This is a genomic window from Thermococcus gorgonarius (assembly GCF_002214385.1).
Taxonomy (GTDB): domain Archaea; phylum Methanobacteriota_B; class Thermococci; order Thermococcales; family Thermococcaceae; genus Thermococcus; species Thermococcus gorgonarius.
In genome coordinates this window covers 1174524-1191640 of the sequence record NZ_CP014855.1, presented here as the reverse complement: position 1 = coordinate 1191640, position 17117 = coordinate 1174524, and the positions used below count along the sequence as shown (strand labels likewise).

At 49.6% G+C, this 17117-nt stretch carries 18 protein-coding genes; 6 read left to right on the top strand and 12 right to left on the bottom strand.

Going from position 1 to position 17117, the window contains the following annotated elements; translation table 11 throughout:
• Positions 1–14 precede the first annotated feature (14 nt).
• Genes A3K92_RS06625 through A3K92_RS06615 form a run of 3 tightly spaced genes read left to right on the top strand, consistent with a single transcriptional unit; the run spans position 15 to position 1873 of the window.
• On the top strand, positions 15–779 hold the full coding sequence (locus A3K92_RS06625; protein WP_088886057.1) for a sulfite exporter TauE/SafE family protein: 765 nt from the start codon (positions 15–17) through the stop codon (positions 777–779).
• Between the two features lie 32 nt (positions 780–811).
• Positions 812–1546, top strand: coding sequence for a sulfite exporter TauE/SafE family protein (locus A3K92_RS06620; RefSeq protein ID WP_088885513.1), 735 nt, complete (start codon positions 812–814; stop codon positions 1544–1546).
• Positions 1547–1591: 45 nt separating this feature from the next.
• Positions 1592–1873, top strand: coding sequence for a hypothetical protein (locus A3K92_RS06615; RefSeq protein ID WP_088885512.1), 282 nt, complete (start codon positions 1592–1594; stop codon positions 1871–1873).
• Between the two features lies 1 nt (position 1874).
• On the opposite strand, the gene A3K92_RS06610 is transcribed toward A3K92_RS06615, so the two are convergent.
• From A3K92_RS06610 to A3K92_RS06565, 10 genes are all read right to left on the bottom strand, one after another.
• A complete protein-coding gene (locus A3K92_RS06610) occupies positions 1875–2687 on the bottom strand; it encodes an MBL fold metallo-hydrolase (protein ID WP_088885511.1) in 813 nt (270 codons plus the stop codon).
• A gap of 23 nt (positions 2688–2710) precedes the next feature.
• The gene (locus tag A3K92_RS06605) at positions 2711–3373 is read right to left on the bottom strand and encodes a M48 family metallopeptidase (RefSeq protein ID WP_088885510.1); all 663 of its coding nucleotides are present in this window, start codon (positions 3371–3373) and stop codon (positions 2711–2713) included.
• Positions 3364–6312, bottom strand: a complete 2949-nt coding sequence (locus A3K92_RS06600) for a type I restriction endonuclease subunit R (RefSeq protein WP_088885509.1) — start codon at positions 6310–6312, stop codon at positions 3364–3366. Before A3K92_RS06600 ends, A3K92_RS06605 begins: the two co-directional genes overlap by 10 nt.
• Positions 6305–6886 carry a nucleotidyltransferase domain-containing protein gene (locus A3K92_RS06595; RefSeq protein ID WP_088885508.1) on the bottom strand — a complete coding sequence of 194 codons (582 nt, stop codon included), beginning with the start codon at positions 6884–6886 and terminating at the stop codon, positions 6305–6307. The genes A3K92_RS06600 and A3K92_RS06595 overlap by 8 nt, the downstream gene beginning before the upstream one ends.
• Entirely contained in the window at positions 6879–7211 is a 333-nt protein-coding gene (locus A3K92_RS06590; RefSeq protein ID WP_198361928.1) for a hypothetical protein, read from the bottom strand. Before A3K92_RS06590 ends, A3K92_RS06595 begins: the two co-directional genes overlap by 8 nt.
• A 105-nt stretch (positions 7212–7316) precedes the next feature.
• Positions 7317–7643: a hypothetical protein gene (locus A3K92_RS06585; RefSeq protein WP_088885507.1), complete on the bottom strand. Its 327-nt coding sequence runs from the start codon at positions 7641–7643 to the stop codon at positions 7317–7319.
• Positions 7636–8850 carry a restriction endonuclease subunit S gene (locus tag A3K92_RS06580; RefSeq protein WP_088885506.1) on the bottom strand — a complete coding sequence of 405 codons (1215 nt, stop codon included), beginning with the start codon at positions 8848–8850 and terminating at the stop codon, positions 7636–7638. The genes A3K92_RS06585 and A3K92_RS06580 overlap by 8 nt, the downstream gene beginning before the upstream one ends.
• 10 nt (positions 8851–8860) lie before the next feature.
• Positions 8861–10564 carry a hypothetical protein gene (locus A3K92_RS06575; protein WP_157722435.1) on the bottom strand — a complete coding sequence of 568 codons (1704 nt, stop codon included), beginning with the start codon at positions 10562–10564 and terminating at the stop codon, positions 8861–8863.
• Between the two features lie 4 nt (positions 10565–10568).
• Positions 10569–12122 carry an HsdM family class I SAM-dependent methyltransferase gene (locus A3K92_RS06570; protein ID WP_232460850.1) on the bottom strand — a complete coding sequence of 518 codons (1554 nt, stop codon included), beginning with the start codon at positions 12120–12122 and terminating at the stop codon, positions 10569–10571.
• Positions 12123–12206: 84 nt separating this feature from the next.
• Positions 12207–12509, bottom strand: a complete 303-nt coding sequence (locus A3K92_RS06565) for an AbrB/MazE/SpoVT family DNA-binding domain-containing protein (protein WP_088885503.1) — start codon at positions 12507–12509, stop codon at positions 12207–12209.
• A gap of 118 nt (positions 12510–12627) precedes the next feature.
• Here A3K92_RS06565 and A3K92_RS06560 point away from each other — a divergent pair, with 118 nt between their 5' ends.
• Positions 12628–12981 carry a hypothetical protein gene (locus A3K92_RS06560; RefSeq protein WP_088885502.1) on the top strand — a complete coding sequence of 118 codons (354 nt, stop codon included), beginning with the start codon at positions 12628–12630 and terminating at the stop codon, positions 12979–12981.
• Here A3K92_RS06560 and A3K92_RS06555 read toward each other — a convergent pair.
• On the bottom strand, positions 12967–13920 hold the full coding sequence (locus A3K92_RS06555; protein ID WP_088885501.1) for a winged helix-turn-helix transcriptional regulator: 954 nt from the start codon (positions 13918–13920) through the stop codon (positions 12967–12969). The two genes, A3K92_RS06560 and A3K92_RS06555, sit on opposite strands and share 15 nt — an antisense overlap.
• A gap of 492 nt (positions 13921–14412) precedes the next feature.
• A complete protein-coding gene (locus A3K92_RS06550; RefSeq protein ID WP_088885500.1) occupies positions 14413–14910 on the bottom strand; it encodes a NifB/NifX family molybdenum-iron cluster-binding protein in 498 nt (165 codons plus the stop codon).
• Positions 14911–15033: 123 nt separating this feature from the next.
• On the opposite strand from A3K92_RS06550, the gene sufC reads away from it, so the two are divergent.
• Both sufC and A3K92_RS06540 read left to right on the top strand, forming a co-directional pair.
• The gene (gene sufC, locus A3K92_RS06545) at positions 15034–15774 is read left to right on the top strand and encodes a Fe-S cluster assembly ATPase SufC (RefSeq protein WP_088885499.1); all 741 of its coding nucleotides are present in this window, start codon (positions 15034–15036) and stop codon (positions 15772–15774) included.
• Entirely contained in the window at positions 15771–17111 is a 1341-nt protein-coding gene (locus A3K92_RS06540; RefSeq protein ID WP_088885498.1) for an SUF-like minimal system protein SmsB, read from the top strand. Before sufC ends, A3K92_RS06540 begins: the two co-directional genes overlap by 4 nt.
• The last annotated feature ends 6 nt before the right edge of the window (positions 17112–17117 follow it).

Sequence of the window (17117 nt, the reverse complement as noted above, 5' to 3'; positions counted from 1 at the left end):
GTTTGCTCAAGCTCATACTCAAATACCTGGGTTACTTCAGCGTTGGAGTCTTCATCGGAATCCTTGCGGCGATGTTTGGCCTCGGCGGGGGATTCTTGGTAGTGCCTACCCTCAACTTCCTCGGCGTCGAGATACACCACGCCGTTGGAACTTCGAGTGCAGCTGTGGTCTTCACGTCGCTCAGCTCGGCCATAGCCTACCACAGGCAGCGCAGAATCCACTACAAAGCTGGTCTTTTGCTCGCTTCAACCGCCGTACCCGGAGCATATATAGGCGCATGGGCGACGAGCTACATAAGCGCCTCCCAGCTAAAGGTTATCTTCGGTATAGTCCTCTTCCTCGTCGCGATAAGGATTTACAGGAAGAAGAGCGCCGAGCCGCACGAGGTCAGGCTTGAAGATGTGAATCTCGACTACAGGCTCATCCCCCTTGGCGGCTTCATAGCGGGAATAGCCAGCGGGCTTTTAGGCATCGGGGGAGGAGCGATAAACGTGCCGTTTCTGACGGCGATGGGACTGCCAATCCACTACGCGGTGGCGACCTCAAGCTTTGCCATCGTCTTCACGGCAACGAGCGGGGCTTTGAAGCACTACATGATGGGCAACGTTGAGGTGGAGTGGCTTCTCCTCCTCGTGCCGGGTCTCATAATCGGCGCCCAGCTCGGGGCGAGGATAGCGAAGAGAACTAAAGCATCTTCACTCGGCAAGGCCTTCGCCGTTGTTCTGGCCTTTCTGGCCATCAGGATGGTGCTCAAGGGGCTTGGCTTTGCGGTTCCGTGAGCTTTTTAAGTTACCTTTTTTGATTTCCCTTCATGTTGAATTACCTGCTGGACTTCTTTATCGGCCTTGGCATTGGCTTCATCGCTGGCCTGCTAGGTGTCGGCGGTGGCTTCCTCATAGTTCCGACATTAGTCCTCCTTGGGGAGCCGATACACCTGGCGATAGGCACGAGCTTAGCCTGCATCACGATCAGCGCCCTTGCATCAGCTTACACTCACCTCCGAAGGGGGGCGGTTCTCTTCAAGGTCGTCCTCATAAAGGAGGCCTTTTCGGTACCCTTTGCCATAATTGGGGCCTACCTTTCCGCGGTAACGCCCGAGCGGGCGCTTCGACTTATTTTCGCGGTTCTTCTCCTCTACTTAGCATACACCCTCATACGGAGCAGGGGGAAGTGCCACGGAGAAACCGCTGGAGATGTAAACTACCTCCGCGTTCCAATCGTCGGAATTCTCGCTGGTTTAACCAGTGGCTTGCTTGGGATAAGTGGTGGCGTTCTGAACGTTCCGCTCTTTCATACCTTTGTGGGCATTCCGATGCGCTACGCCGTCGGAACCTCGAGCCTTTCGCTCTTCTTCACGGCCTTAGCTGGCACTATCGCCCACTACCGCCTCGGACAGGTTGACATCCACATGGCCCTCCTCCTGGCCCCTGGCCTCATCGTGGGGGCGCACTATGGTGCCCTAACCGTCCACAGGGTTGAACCGTCTCTAATAAGGCGCCTGTTTGCGGTTCTGCTCGTGATAATAGCTCTTAAGATGCTCCTCTGAGCGAAGGAGTTTAAAAGGCGACACCCAAGTTCAACCGGTGAGAGGATGAACGAGCTGTTCGAAAGGGTGAAGGAAGAGTACGGCGTTGAGATACACGATGAGAACGATATGACTAACGCCTGGAAGCTGGTTGAGGCCCTCAAGGAGAAGGGCTGGGTGGTTTACATTATCACCGCCAAGGGACGTGAGCAGGTCGATGCATGGCACCCCTCCTTCGGGTCATTATTCGCCCAGTTCGGCGAGACCCCGAACTTTGGAAGCGTTTTGGAGGGCATCTGCAACATAGCGCTCCTCGTGAAGGAGCTTGAGGAGAAAGGGGTGGTTTAGCTCATATCTCCACCACTTTCCCCACGTACAGCGGCTCGACTTCTCCGAAGCCCGTCTTCAAATACGCGTACTCCTCAATCCCCGTGCAGTGGCCAGCGTAGAGTTTCTTCACTCCGAGGGTCTTCAGCTTGACTACTGCCTCTTTGAGCATCTCCGGTTTGGCCCCCCTCAGGTGGAAACCTCCAATGAGGGCCTTAATCGGTTTTCCCGTGAGTCTTACAGCGTGCTCCGCTATGTTGATGATCCCGCTGTGGCCGCAGCCTGTTATTACTGCAATCTCTTCCCCCAGATCCACGAGGAGGGCCATGTCGTCTTTAACCGGGTCTTTGATGTATTCACCGTTCTCCACAAGGTAGCCCACAGCTCTGTCCCAGTGCCTTCTCTCTATCTCACCCGAGCTCAGAAAGCCCGGTAAAAACTCCAAAGGTTTCGGGCTCAGGTGAAATCTGGCACCAAGGCCCTCAAGCTCCTCCCTCGTGAAGGGAATCCCTATCTCCCTGAGCTTCGGCTTAAGCGCAACTCTGCGCTGGAAGATGCCCGGATGGGCGTAGACATCAATCTTCCCGCCCCTTGCCTCAAGAAAGGCCTTCGAGCCACCCGTATGGTCGTAGTGACCGTGGGTTATGAAGAGCGCGTCTATCTCCCCAGGAGAAACCTCAAGGGCCTCCATGTTCCTGAGGAGAACTTCTCCGTCCGTTCCGGTATCGACCAGAACCTTCCTCCCGTTGTGCTCCACCAGAGCAGAAAAGCCGTGGTAGCCGAGGAGGCCTTTTCTGTAGCCAGCATGGTTCTCGAAAAGGATTGTGAGCTTCATAGGTATCACCAAGCCTAGAAAATTCAAACTTTCCTTAAATTTTTCCACACTTCGTTCCACTCAAGGAGAAGCCAGTATTTCCTAAGTTCTATTTCAGCCTTTTTGTAATCGGGATAATAAGTCCCTACAATCTCCCAAAACCTCCCAGTGTGCCGGGACTCCCTGAGGTGGGCGAGCTCGTGGATTATAACGTAGTCCCTGAGGCTCTCGGGGAGAGCCATTAGCATCAGATTGAAGCTCAGGTTTCCCTTTTTTGAACAACTCGCCCATTTAGTCTTCTGGAATCTGATGTATATCTTCCTGTATTTGACGTCGAGTATTGATGCGAAGAGCCTGACTTTGAAGTCAAGTTCTTTCCTGAGCTGATTCCTGAGCCACCCCTTCAGGACTTTAAGGTCGTTTTCAGGGAGGAGTATAAATTTGAACTTTGGGTTCACTGAGAACTCTTCGCCCCGTATAACCTCATAAAATTCCCCGTTCAGCAACAGCTTGTCCGAAAGACCCTTGAACTGGTTTCTGATTTCATCAATTTCTCTGAGCTTTTTGTTTATCCACTCACTCTTTAGTCGAACCAGCTCAGCGGGATCTTGGTTCGGGGGCACAATCACCTTTACCTCTCCGCTGGGCTTTATCTCGATCCTCGGGTACTTAACGTTCCGGATTATAGTCGTGTATTTCAGCCCCACCGCTTGAGCACCTCGAGGATGTCTTCCCTCGTCTTCATTAGGTCGTCGTATCTTCCCCTGTACTTGCGGACGATGAACTTCATAACCGTCCTCGAAAGCTCGCTGACGACCTCTGCCTTTTCCTGCCAGCGCGGGAACCTGAGGGGCTCAGTTTCACGCAGGAGTTCCTTTACATCTCTTATCAGCTCGTGAGTGTTTCCCTTGACGTGCCTCTTGAACACCATGACGAGGGCGTACTCCAGCTCACTCAGGCCTAGTTCTCTCCGCTCCCTGTTTCTCCTCTGTATTTTCTCGGCTATCTCAAAGAGTTCCTGATAAAGCTTCTCAATCTCTTCTTTTCTGCTCTTCCACCGCTCCACTATGCTCTCAACCCTCTCAACCAAGTCGTCCGTTAACGGCCCCCTGTGGGTGTTCACGTAGTGCCTGACGGCAAAGAGGAGGTCGTAGAAAGCCCTTTCTCTGTTTCTGGCTTTCATAATCTTCCTGAGGAACTCCTCGTCAAGCTCAACTATTGGGAAGTCTCTCTTCAGCTTTCCAATGTCCACGGTCTCGTGGATGAACCTCAGGGCCTCTTCGAAGAACCTGTCCATCTTTTGCTCGATCTCTGGGTCGAGGCCGTTGACCTTCGCGTTATAGGCGTAGTAAACCTCCGTGAGCCACGAGAAGGCCTCCTTGAACTCGGTTTTGTCCTCCCTCAGGAGCTTGTAGTACGACCTTATCTCCCTGTAAAGTTTCTGAAACTCCTCACCCTTCTCTTTCTGGAAGAGGATGAGGACGGCCTTCATGATCGTTTCCCTGTCCTTTCCGAGTTCAAGGCCGTCGAAGAAGCTTAGAGCCTGGCTTATCTTCTCCCTGAGTTCCCTCTTAATCTTCTCCACGTCGTAGGCGACGCCTTTGATGTCCACCTCGTCGTATATCGCGAGCGCCTTTTTGAGCTCCTTGAAGATTCCAACGTAGTCAACGATGAGACCGAAGGCCTTGACGTTTTCACCGTTCTTGATGAAGGGCCTGTTAGTCCTTGCTATCGCTTGGAGGAGGCGATGTTCCTTGAGTGGTTTATCAAGGTACATTGTCTGGAGTATCGGCGCGTCAAAGCCCGTGAGCAGCATGTCCGTGACGATGAGTATCTTGGGGGTCTCCCCTGTCTTGAACCTCTTCACGATCTCCTCCCTTATCTCGCCCTGGTCCTTCGTTTTGTATCTCTCTACCAGCTCGTTGAAGTATTCCCCGATTATCTCTGGATCATCTCGGTTGAATGTCATCACGACCTCGCTGTATTCCGGGGGCAAGAACTTGTCCAGCGCCCTCTTGTAGAGGACACAGGCCTCCCTGTCAACGGCAACAACCATGGCCTTGAAGGGTTCAACGTTCTCCCTGTAGTGCCTCGCGATGTCTTCGGCTATGGTCTCTATTCTCTTCGGGTTCTTCAGAAAGACCTTGATGGCGTTGAGCCTCTTCTTCAGCCTCTCCTTGACCTTTCCGCGGTACTCCTCCGGTATCTCCTCAAGCCTTGAGGTGAGGAAAGCCTCAAGGTCTTCCTTCCTCAGGTGGACGTCCTCTTCGAGCCTCGCTTGGTAGGCGATTTTTACCGTGAAGCCGTCCCTTATGGAGTCGAGTATGAAGTACCTGTCGAGGTAGGGCTCGTCGCGGTAGCCGAAGGTCGCGTAGGTGTCCCTGTGCTTTTTGGCTATCGGCGTCCCCGTGAAGGCAAAGAAGGAGGCATTCTTCAGGATGGAGCGCATTGTTGCGGCAAGCTCGCCGTACTGGGTTCTGTGACCCTCGTCTATGAACGCTATAACGTCCCGCCTGTTCATTATCGTCTTTCTTCTTCTGCTCTCCCTCTTAAGCTCCTCCCGAAGGCTATTGAGCTCTTCCTCCCTGAACTTGTGAATCAGCGTGACGAATATACCCCTCTTGCCGTCTGAGTGGGTCAGGACCTCTTTGAGGTGGTTTATAGATTCCACAACCTCAAAGCTAAGGCCTATGGACTTAAGCTCCCCGGCCAGCTGTTCCTCAAGCTCCTGCCTGTCCACGATGAAGAAGATCGTTGGATTGCCGAGGAGGCGCTTTATCTTGTAGGCCGAGAATATCATCGTGAGCGTCTTTCCGCTCCCCTGCCAGTGCCATATTAGTCCCCTGTTTCTCTCGTTCTCTCCCCTCGCGTAGCCAACGGCCCGCTCAACTATTTTGTTCGTCGCTCTGAACTGCATGTACCTCGGAAGGACTTTCGTAATCGTCCCCTTGTCCTCTCGGTAGAATATGAAGTACCTCAGGATGTCGAGGAGGTTGCTCGGTGTGAGGGGCTCCATTATGTTGTCCAGCTCGTCGAAGCTCTCTCCCCTCCACTCGTATACTGGAACGTCATCGAGCCACGGGACGTTGGGGAAGTAAACGACCCTATCCCCAACGGCCACGCTGAACTGGACGTACTTGAAGAGTTCGGGCATCTCCTTTTCGTAGCCCTTGACCTGCCTGTAGGCCCTTTTCCAGTCCCTCTTGAGGCGCTTGCACTCAATTACCACGAGGGGGATCCCATTAACGTAGAGAACGAGGTCAGGGATCTTTGTTCTGAAGGGGTAGCCCACCTGGTTGGCAACTAAAAACTCGTTGTTCTCGATGTTTTCGTAGTCAATAAGAAGAACGCGCTTCGGCTCGCCAGTCTCCTCGTCCCTCAGGGGGACGCCTTCCTTTAGGTACTCCAAAACCCTCCTGTGACCTTCGACGCCGAAGGGGGTCGTTTTGAGGAGGTTAATAACCCTCTCAGCCTCGCTCTCCGAAACCCCGTTTATCCTCGCGATGGCCCTCTTTAGGCGGGTGACGAGAAGGGGCTCTTTTTCGTCTTTGAGAACCTCGGCTCCTTTCCTGTATTCCCAGCCGAGGTTTTTGAGCCGCTCGATGATCGGCCCCTCACACTGGAGGTATTCGGGCGTCTCATTCATTCCCTACCACCACCCCGGTAAGCTCGCCCATCAGCACGGGAGCACGTTCGTAATCCAGTCCCCAGCGCCTGAGGAACTCCGCGAACTCGAAGGTGGCGCTGATCGGGACGAGGACAATCCCGGGAGCGAGCTCAAGGGCGTTGAGCCTCTTGAGTATTCCTCCCTCCTTCCTCCTTCCGCGGAGGCTGTAGATAAAGCGAACCTTCTCGTTCTGGGGGAGGGATGAGTACGAGAACCTGAAGAGGGTGTAGCCCCTTGCGTTTAGACTTTCGTAGAGGAACCTGCCTTTAAGGAGGGAGTAACCCTCGACGAGAAGGGCTAAGCTAACGAGGTTGTTCTCGTCGAACAGCTCTTTGAGGAGGAAACCCTTAACGTCAAGCTCCTCGGGAGAAAAGCCGGCCTCTTCAAGGGCAGTTTTGAAGTGGAAGGCCATCTTAAAGGGATCGCCCTCCTCTAGAATCACCGCAATGTCAACGTCGTTTGGCCTCTCCTTACCCTTAACCGAGGAGCCGTAGAGCAGGATATCCCAGACGTCCGGGTTTTTCTCCTTAAAGTCCCTTGCCAGTTCACTCAATTTTCTCCTTAAGCCTGATGACGTCATTCCTTATCGCCACCAGAACTCTGTCGTCAACCCTCTTCGTGTAGGTGTCGCGGTAATAGGGGAAGTAATAACTCAAGACGTTGTAAAGCTCCGGATAACGGGGTTTTACGATTCTAAACCTCTCTCTGTGGTTCTCGGGCAACACCCTGAGGTCGCGCCAGAGTATGTAATCGGTTATCGCCACGAGGGCCTTGAAGTACATCATAAACGCCGCGTTGTTCAGTCCTTGCTTGAATAAAAGCTCGGCGCTCTGGAAGTATTCCTCCACATTGGCCTTCAGGTCTTCGAGCCTGCCCATGCTATCACGTTAACGGATTAACATCAAAGCCCTATAAAAGGGTTGTGGTTAATGGATTAACGGAGAAGACCTTTAACTCCTTGGTTGTTAATCTGTTAACAGGCGTTAACCCAGCAGTTTTATCACCAGCCCCAGCAGGCCCCCACCGATGAGGAGGGCACATAGGTATTTTAACCACCTGCATTCAACTTGCTTTTTATGAATTTTAAACCTACTCTGGGCCTCAGCTAGGATTGTGTTAAATTTAGCTTCGAGGGAAATTAAATCAGAAATGTTTATGTCATTCATATCATTCTCGGCAAGCGCCTTTAACTGCTCAAAGTTTAGCCAAATCAAAGTAACCTCCTGAGGGTCAAGGCCATAAGGGGCTTCTTTGGCCTTCTTTTCAACGTATTCGACGAATTCCCGTAATTTTTGAAGCGCGCTACTCAACTCTTACCCTCCTCCTTCCGGTCAGCAAGTCCTTCATCAGGCCCCTCTTTATCCCCTCAAGCTTCTCCCTTCTCTGCCTCAGGAGTTCGAGCTTCCTGTCAACGGTCGAGAGGATTTCGGCGATTTGCTTTTGTTCGGAGAGGGGTGGGAGGGGGAGTTTTGTTGTTTTCCATAATTTTGTATTCATATTCCCCTGAGTTCCTTTTTGGGCTTTTGCATGGAATTCTTCCTTTTTTGCTTCAAAGAAATAGTACAGGAAAATCTTATCTACTCCATCACGAGGGTTTATCATTATAAAGCCGTCATGTATGCAGCCACCTTTTCCAGTTTTTATTATCGCTGGCTCTCCGATGGTACCACTGTTTGAGACTATCAAAGTTCCATCTGTGCAGTACACACTTTTGCTTTTGCCTTCCTCTGTAACAGTATCCTCTGTTTTTATCAAGTACAATCCTTTTTTATACTTAGAAATGTCTGATATTTTTATCCAAGGTATTTCTCCACCAAAGTATCTTGGGTCTCCCTTTGGACGAGGTGAAGCACCCCTCCTTATCTCAGCTACTTCTCCCAACCTAACAACCCGCCACTCCTCCGGGATCTCGCCCAGCTCGGTCTTCTTGAACCGCTCGTGCCTGATCCCTCTGGTCAAAAGCCTCTGCATAAGGCCCTTTTTGAGCCGCTCCGTCCGCTCGATAGCTAAGTCGGTCTTTTCAATCGCCTCGTCAATCGTCCTCAGTATCTCGGCGATTTTCCTCTGCTCGGAGAGGGGTGGGAGGGGGATTAAAATTTGTTTCATGTGCTTTTGATTAAGTTTCTTTCTTGTTGAACCAACTACATAGGGGGTTAAATCTAGAAAATTTAGAACATAAAGGATAAACCAGTTATCAGCAACTCCTTCTTTTGCTTTCAATACGTGGGCGTGATTATTAACCCAGAATTTTCCAGTCATGATATATGCGGAGGATTCGAAGGAACCATAATATCCACCATCTTCAGCCAAGAGGATGTATTCCCCATCAAAGATGTACTCATCGATGTAATCGATGACTCCATTTGCTCCACAATACGGGTAAGGCCCTTTTCTATTTGCTCTTTCAATTTCACTAAGTGGAACCCTTAGATTATCGTAAATCTCTACGACCTCTCCAAGCTTTGTAATTTCCCAATCCTCAGGAATCTCGCCGATTGGAGTCTTTTTTGTTTGCATAATACTCACCCTACTTGATTGCTACCATTAATACCATACCTTTCCTTGAGTCCTCTTTTGGTATTGCATGGAAATACACTTTACTTGCTTTGGTCTTTGTTTTTACTCCGTTCTCCCAAATTCTTAGGCGATTATCGTTAATGCGACCCATGCTAATTGGATCAAAACTTCTTGATTTTTCATCAAATCCAAAATAAAACACTACTACGGTGCCATTTTCTAGTTTCGATTTCAAGTCTTTGGATACTCTATCAATTATAGCCTTATCTTTCCCATCTAGTTCTTCACGAGATTTGTATTCGATTATTACATCTTCTTTTCTCAGTACTTTTTTGGTTTCGGATATTTGGATATAGCTCAGGATTTTCTCTGAAAGCCTATCTAAGAAAAAGGAGAGTTTTTTGTCCTGATTCTCTGATACCAGTAGTTTTAGTGCTACATAAAGTAGTAGCTTATCAATGTATGATCTACCTGTTTCTGATGTATTAGTTGCAGATATTATTTCAGATAGTGCCTCTGATATGCTTAGAGTATTGTATATTTCAAGGGACTTTATAATAGTGGGTTTGCTGGAAAACTCATCACCAACATGGAATATCCGGACATGTTCCCCGTTTAGGACTTTCATCCCAATATTTTTTAGAAGGTTCTCTTTAATCTCAACTTTATTTCTTGTTGCAAAAATTGGGATAAGGTTATCTATTCTCTTAGGGATTGTTTTCTCAGTTTTCCCGCTTTTTCGGGATAGAATTGTGACCTCTTTTAAGTCGTCAAAAGCTTGGTATAATCCTGAGGTTGTATAATGAGAATTGAGGAGTTCCTTGTATTTCTGAACAATTTTGTCTACAGTGAAGTATTCTACCAGGAAATCCTGTTTAAATTCTTCAAAATCTGAATAGGGCTTTTTCCCGATTCTTATTAAGTTTATAGGGACTCCATCTATAGGAGATTCAAACATTAACTGTCCATCTTTTAGAGATATTCCTTTGAAACGTCCAGTAATTAATTTATAAACATCCTCTTCTGTAAATTCCAGTGCTATTTTTATTCCACCAAATTCACTTTCAAATCTATATTTTCCTCCCATGTACGAGAAGAGCTCTTTTTTAGATACTCCTAACCATTCCATAAGGAATTTAGTTTTATAATCTTCGTGATATTTGACATGAATTTTGCCATTTTTCTTTTTAATAAATGCAACAAATCTGATTATGTTATCAGAGTCTAACATGCGAGGCAATACTTCAAAATCAGGAGTTATTGTCACTTCTCCAAATTTGCTATGGCAGAGCATGACCATATCTTTGGAAATAATTAGGATTCCATACTTCTCCTCTTCTCTCATCCTTGAAGTCATACTAAAGGTAAAGTCATTTAACAGGAACTGGGCATGGGTGACGTCAATGTTGGGATACGAATCTAATAGAGAGATTATCCAGAATTCTCTATTAGGTGTCAAATCAAGGGTGTCCATTTCCTTTATCTCATGAGCATTACTGAGGATTTTTTGTAAGACGTTAACAAGAGCATGCTGCTTGGTGTCGTCTTTGACTATTCTTTGTGATACTTCCGTAGTCTTTGACTTAACCCGCCTATAAAAGACCAAAACCGGAAAACTGTTGTTGTTTAGTATACCCTGTAACTCAGGGAGGTACTCAAAAAGGGGGTGTTGTTTACCTATCTGCTCTCCTTCAACATCTATCATACTCATCACCACCTCAATACCCCAGCTCCCTCAAATACCCCTCTATCTTCTCATCTACCTCAGCAAGCTCCTCGTTGATCTTCCTCAGCTCTTCCCACTCGGCTTTGACGTCGATCTCCTCCTCTTCCTCCATCGGGAAGACGTAGAGCGTCACGTTGAGGTTGTAGTCGTTCTCCTTTATCTCGTCTACGCCCACAACCCTCGAAAAGCCCTCGACCTCTTTGAACTCCCTGTAAGCTTTAACTATCTTCTCGATGTGCTTCCCCCCGAGGCGATTGAGCTTCCTGACCTCTGGGTGCTGCTCGTACTCCCGCGAGGCGTTGATGAAGAGGACTTTCCCCTTCCTCTCCTCAGGCTTCGCCCGGTTGAAGATCATTATCGCCCCCGGTGCTCCGGTGTTGTAGAACAGCTTTTCCGGGAGCAGGATGACAGCCTCAAGAAGGTCTTCCTTTAGGATTTTGGCCCTTATCTTCTTTTCCTTCCCGCCCCTGAAGAGGGCGCCGTTGTCTATGACTATCCCGACCCTTCCGTCTTCCTTTGCACTTGCCAGCATGTGCTGTATCCAAGCCCAGTCGGCGGAGTTGTTCGGCGGGTAGCCGTAGCTGAAGCGCTCCGTGAACTCGGCCTTTTTGAGAACCTCCTCGCCGTAGCCGTCTTGGTTCCAGGGCGGGTTGGCGATGACGACGTCGAAGCGCTTTAACTTCTCCCCCTCCTTGAAGGCGGGCCTGAGGAGTGTATCACCCACGGCCAGCTTGGCGTCTTTAATGCCATGGATCATCATGTTCATCTCGGCTAAAGCGTAGGTCGTTGGATTGACTTCCTGGCCGTAGAGGAAGAGCTTTTTGGCCTCCGCCTCGCCGAACTTCTCCTTCACGTGGAGGTAGCTTCCTATGAGCATGCCGCCCGAACCGAGGGCTGGGTCGTAGACTTCCTCGCCTGGCTTGGGGTCGAGGATTTCAACGAGCAGTCTGATAACCTCCCTCGGCGTGTAGACCTCGCCCTCCTTCGCCTTCTGGGGAGCGAAGTACCTCAGAATCCACTCATATGCGTCTCCAAGAACGTCGGGGGAAGCATCCCTGAGGTCAAGCCCGCTGAACAGCTCGAAGAGGCCCTTTAGTATCTCGGCGTTGTCCCTGTGGAGGAGGAACTCCATGAAGTCGAAGCGGTCAACAACGCCCCTGAGGTTGGGGTTCAGCTCGGCGAGCTTTTTTAAAGCCTCAGAAAGGGTCTGGGGAAGCTTTTCGACGTCCTTCTCGCGGAGCTTCCTCCAGAGGTAGGCCGGGGGATACCTCACGGTGTAGGCGCTCTCGTCCTTCAGCGCTATCTCCTCGGCCTCTTCTCTGCTTAATCCACTCTTCACAAGCTCATCAACGTACCTCTCAAACTCCTTCTCCCACTCATCGCTTATCCTCTTCAGGAACAGCAGAAGGAGAAGGTACTTGTAATCGACGCGGGTTCTTATCAGATCGGCCCCCTTCTTCAGAACCCTCTCGATTTCCTCCCTCGTTACGGTCTTTCTCTCCCTGACTTTAACGTAATCGGTTAGCTTCTTCTCCAAGGTTACCACCCTTTGTTATCTCTCTGGGAAGTTATGGGGATTGAAGGATATAAGGTTTAAGAGGGAAGTGCTAGCACTAGCTTTAGTAAATGTTCACTTATTCTCTTTAACCTGTCTCATGGTCGGTTTATGATGATCTAGCATTATTACTTCCACTATCTCCTTGGGTTTTAAGTCCATGACCTCCCGGACAGTCTTGGGTATTATCACGGATCCATGCTCTCCCACTTTTCCCAAGAATTGTTTCTTTATCTGCGGCTTTTTATCTTGATATTTAATAAGAAGGAGCTCCACTACGTCACCCTGTTCTATCTCATAAAATTCCCTTGTGGCTTTGGGGATTATAATCCTCCATGATGTGTGGATTACTGAATGGAACTTTGCTAGGACGTCCACGGTACCACCTATCAAAATATGCCACGGGAATTTTTAACCATTGTTAAGACAGAAAAATTTAAATATCTTGATACGATAATAATTATCATAAAACGATAATAAACACGGGGTGTTGACGATGCTAGATGACGTTGAGATTGATGCAATTTTTAAGCGGGCAAAATTGGCCGCTACCATCAAACAAGCTGTCCAAAAGCTCTCAACAGAACTTGTTTGCTTGGACACTGTAATATTGAGCAACGGAAAGAAGAGTTTAGTCCTAGTACTTTCCTCTAAGAGAGGCTCAGACGGGGATTACCCAGCTGATATCGGGTTGCTAAGGAGTGCCCTGCCCCCAGGCACAGTGGAATTTTGGTCAATTAGTCGCAGGGGTGATAAGTTGTACCTAAGGGATCTTAGTGAAGGAGATTCTGAACTCATACCATTAGAATTATTTGAGCTGGATGCGTTCATCGAGCTAAAGCTCATGTAACTCATTGTTTTGGGAGATTAAGCTATTGATTATTGCTACAAATTTCTGCTGAGTGAGTATATCCATTCTGCGTTTTATTGTGTCTCTTTCTATTATCCATATATAGAGACTCTTCAGTTGGTCTTCGGTTAGTAGTGTCCTAATAATGTACTCCGCAGTTTCCATGCACTCATTCAGCCTGTTTTTTAATTGGGCGCATTCGTTTTCTAAAGTTTTCACTTTTACTTTGAGCTCTTGGTTCTCCTCCTGCAGAGCTACAATAGTCTTAGTATCGGCGCTTTTAATTAGAGCATCAAGTTGCCTCTTTATGTAGGAATAAAGGGCTTCTGGGTTATCAACAATTCTTTGACTGTACTCAACTATTTTGTCTCTATCGGTGATTCCAGCTTGCAAGAGGGTATAGATTAACAGTTCCCCAAGACGAGCATAAATTTCCTTTTTTATCGCTGTATTGTGAAAATCCACCCCCAAGGCTTGGGCGACAGCCTTATCAACCTCCCTAAATGTTGTGGTCTTGGCAGAGAGCTTCTCCTCTTTTGGAGTGAGTTTTTGTTGTTCCCTTCTTGCGTTGTCTATGCGAGAGGGGTTAGATCTCTGGGACTCTGGTATTTGGGCTACTCGATTCTTATAGAGGCTAATGAGCTTATCTACAGCATGTTTAACGGAGTTTTTGGCGACTCCAACTTGTTTTGCTATTTTTGTCATGCTGGCTGTGGGGTCGGAATAAACAGCGTTAAGAATTTTTACCTGTGTCTCTGTGAACTCCCCTTGTTGAGTGAACTTTTCAAAGACTTCTTTAGGAGGTAGCTGTTCCCTCCATGCTTTGACTTTCCTTTTGTTAACCTCATGTATAACCCTCTTTGGGGTAGTGGTACCTTCCTGTTTGCCATGATCGTCTGGCATGCTCGCCTCTTTTTCTTGGCTTGTCCTTCCTTTCATAGCATCACCTCGTTAACATTTTTGTTTACCACTACTTTTAAATTTTATAATATCCATCTTGATGTACAATGTTGGACGTCACTTTCTGGATGCATGTTCAACGTGGACAAAAATAAAGTTCCATGAAAATTAAGGGGACACTTGTATCATAATTCTACAGATGGATGGTGTTATCCAACACCTCCATAAGGAGCCCAGAGAAATAAAGTTGGGGTAGATAATGACTTCCATGTCAGCAACTGAAAAGCTCATTCCCTAAATTTTCCGGCAACTTACGTGAGTTTTTCACGCGACTTTGTTCCGGTAATAGCATCAAGGCTTTTGTCCACGTTGAACACCTTGAACACGTTGTCTAAAGTATTGTCCACGTTGTTCAATGGGTAGCGTTCCATTCCAATAACCTTGGCGGGTGAAAAGGTGTAGTGTCAAATTCCTTAGTTAGATGTGACCAGATTAAAAGAGACTGGACTAAGAAGGGAATAAAGATGTGGCTCACCATCCCCCTCTTCCACGTCCGTATCCACCGCCGCGGCCTCTTCCCATTCCCCTTCCACGGCCCATTCCTCTGCCCATGCCGCCACCGCGTCCGTAACCCGGGCCATAGCCGGCTCCGTATCCACCTCCCATTCCACCCCCTTCGGGACCCATGACCGGGCCTGAAAGCTCTCCGCGGAGGAAGGCCTCAACGGCCTCCCTAACTGTCATTGTTGCTGGCGCGGAGACCATCCTGATTCCCGCGGCCTGGAGGACGCCGGAGGAGTTAGGCCCGAACTGGCCTGCTATGACGACATCAGCACCCTGGTCGATTACGAACTGTGCCGCGGTGACTCCGGCACCCCTCGGCTGGGAATAGCCGGGATTCGGGACAACCTGAACGTTCACTATCTCCCCGTTCTCAACGTCGACTATCGTGAAGGTTGGAGTCCTCCCGAAAGCCGGGTTCACCCTGTCGTCGAGACCTCCGTTGACGGTTGACACGATTATCCTCATCCTATCACCTCCATCCGAGTTAGGAAAGCCTAAGTTAAAAGGCTTGTGCATATGCTCATTACCCACGTTTGTTCCAAAATGCTTAAAAAACGTCCCACAAACGCTACCCATGGAGGTGAGCTAATGCTCAAAGTTGAGAACCTTCACGTTTCAGTCGAGGACAAGGAGATATTGAAGGGTGTTGACCTCGAAGTCAAACCCGGCGAGTTTCACGTGGTTATGGGGCCCAACGGCTCGGGAAAATCTACCCTTGCCCTGACGATAGCGGGACATCCAAAGTACAGGGTCACCGATGGTAGGATAACCTTCGAGGGTGAGGAGATTCACGAACTCGGCCCCGATGAGAGGGCCAAAAAGGGAATTCTATTGGCTTTCCAGGTTCCGCCCGAGGTCGAAGGAGTTAAAATAATCGAGTTCCTTCAGCAGGTTCTGGTGGAGCTAAAGGGAATGGATCCAGCCGAGGCCTACGATCTGATCGTCGATAAGGCCAAGGAGCTCTGGTTCAAGGAGGAGGATTTACACCGCTACGTCAACGTCGGCTTCTCCGGTGGCGAGAGAAAGAGGCTTGAGCTCCTTCAAGCTCTACTCATCGAGCCTAAACTGCTCATTCTGGATGAGCCGGACAGTGGCGTAGACGTTGACTCGCTGAGCATCATCAGCAGGAAGATAGAGGAGCTTCACAAAAAAGGAACCTCTATACTCCTCATAACCCACTACGGCAGGATTCTCGGCCATTTGGACAGAGAAAAACTCACCGTCCACGTCATGAAGGACGGCAAGATCGTCAAGACCGGAAGCGGTGACCTTGTCGACAGGATAGACAAAGAAGGATTCGCCAAACTCTTTGAGGAGGTGGGAGCATGACTGAAACGATAACCCTGAGCGATGCCAAGGCCATAATCGAGAACCAGATTGAAGAACTCGCAAAGAGGAACAGGGAACCCGAGTGGATGACGAGGATTCGCTACAAGGCCTTGGAAGCCTTTGAGAAGGCACCCCACAGGGATCCAGTCATAAGCGAGGAGGAGTTGCTCCACTTCATAGCCAAGCCCGAGATAGAAGGACTCCCTGAGAAGATCGAGAGCCTTGATGACCTTCCACCGGAGATGAAAGCTCTCCTGGACAGGCTGGGCATAAGCGAGGTCGAGCAGAAGTACATCGCCGGTTTAGCCGTCCAGACTGATACTGGCGTCATCTACAACCAGTTCCTCCAGGAGTGGGCGAAGAAGGGATTGATAGTCCTCCCGACGGAGGAGGCGGTGAGGAAGTATCCGGATATAGTTAAGCAGCACTTCCTGAAGCTCTTCCGCGTTGACGAGAGCAAGCTGACGGCCTACCACACTGCCGTATGGAACGGGGGAATCTTCCTCTACGTCAAGGAAGGGTTGAAGGTTCCGTTCCCGCTCCACCTGTTCTTCCTCATACAGGAGAGCGCCCTGGCGCAGGCGCCGCACATAATCATAATAGCCGAACCTAACAGCGAGTTCCACCTCATAGAGGGCTGTACCGCGCCGATACTCGTGAGGCACTCCCTCCACCTCGACATGACGGAAGCATACTTCGCGGAGGGGGCGAAAGGTCAGCTGACGGTCTTGCAGAACTGGCCTGAATACGTGCACACGAGGCCGATGACGAGGGCGAAGGTAGGCAAGGGCGCGCGCTTCATAAACACGACCGTCAGCCTGGGGAGCGGTAAGAGCAACACGGCCAACCCGAAGTACTGGGTGGACGAGAACGGCTACGTTGAGCTGAACGGCATCCTCCTCGGCCAGAAGGACTGGTACGTTGACCTCGGCGGTGAGATGTACCTCCAGGGCAAAGGTGCGGCGGGAATAAACGCGAGCAAGGCTGTAATAATGGACGAGAGCAGGGTCATAACGCGCGGAGTCATAACCGCCGAAGCTCCAAAGACAAAGGGTCACATAAGCTGTGACGCCCTGTTAATGAGCGACAAAGCGGTAATGGAGACCTACCCGGGACTGGTGAGCAAGGTCGACGATGCTGAGCTCAGCCACGAAGCTGCCATCGGCAAGATACGCGAGGAAGAGCTGTTCTACCTAATGTCCAGGGGACTGGACGAGGAGAAGGCGACCCAGCTCATCGTCAAGGGCTTCCTCGAGCCGATGCTCAAGGACATCCCGATGGAGTTCCTCGTGGAGATAAGGAAGATAATCGAGCTTGCCGTCAGCGGGGGCATGTGAGCCCCC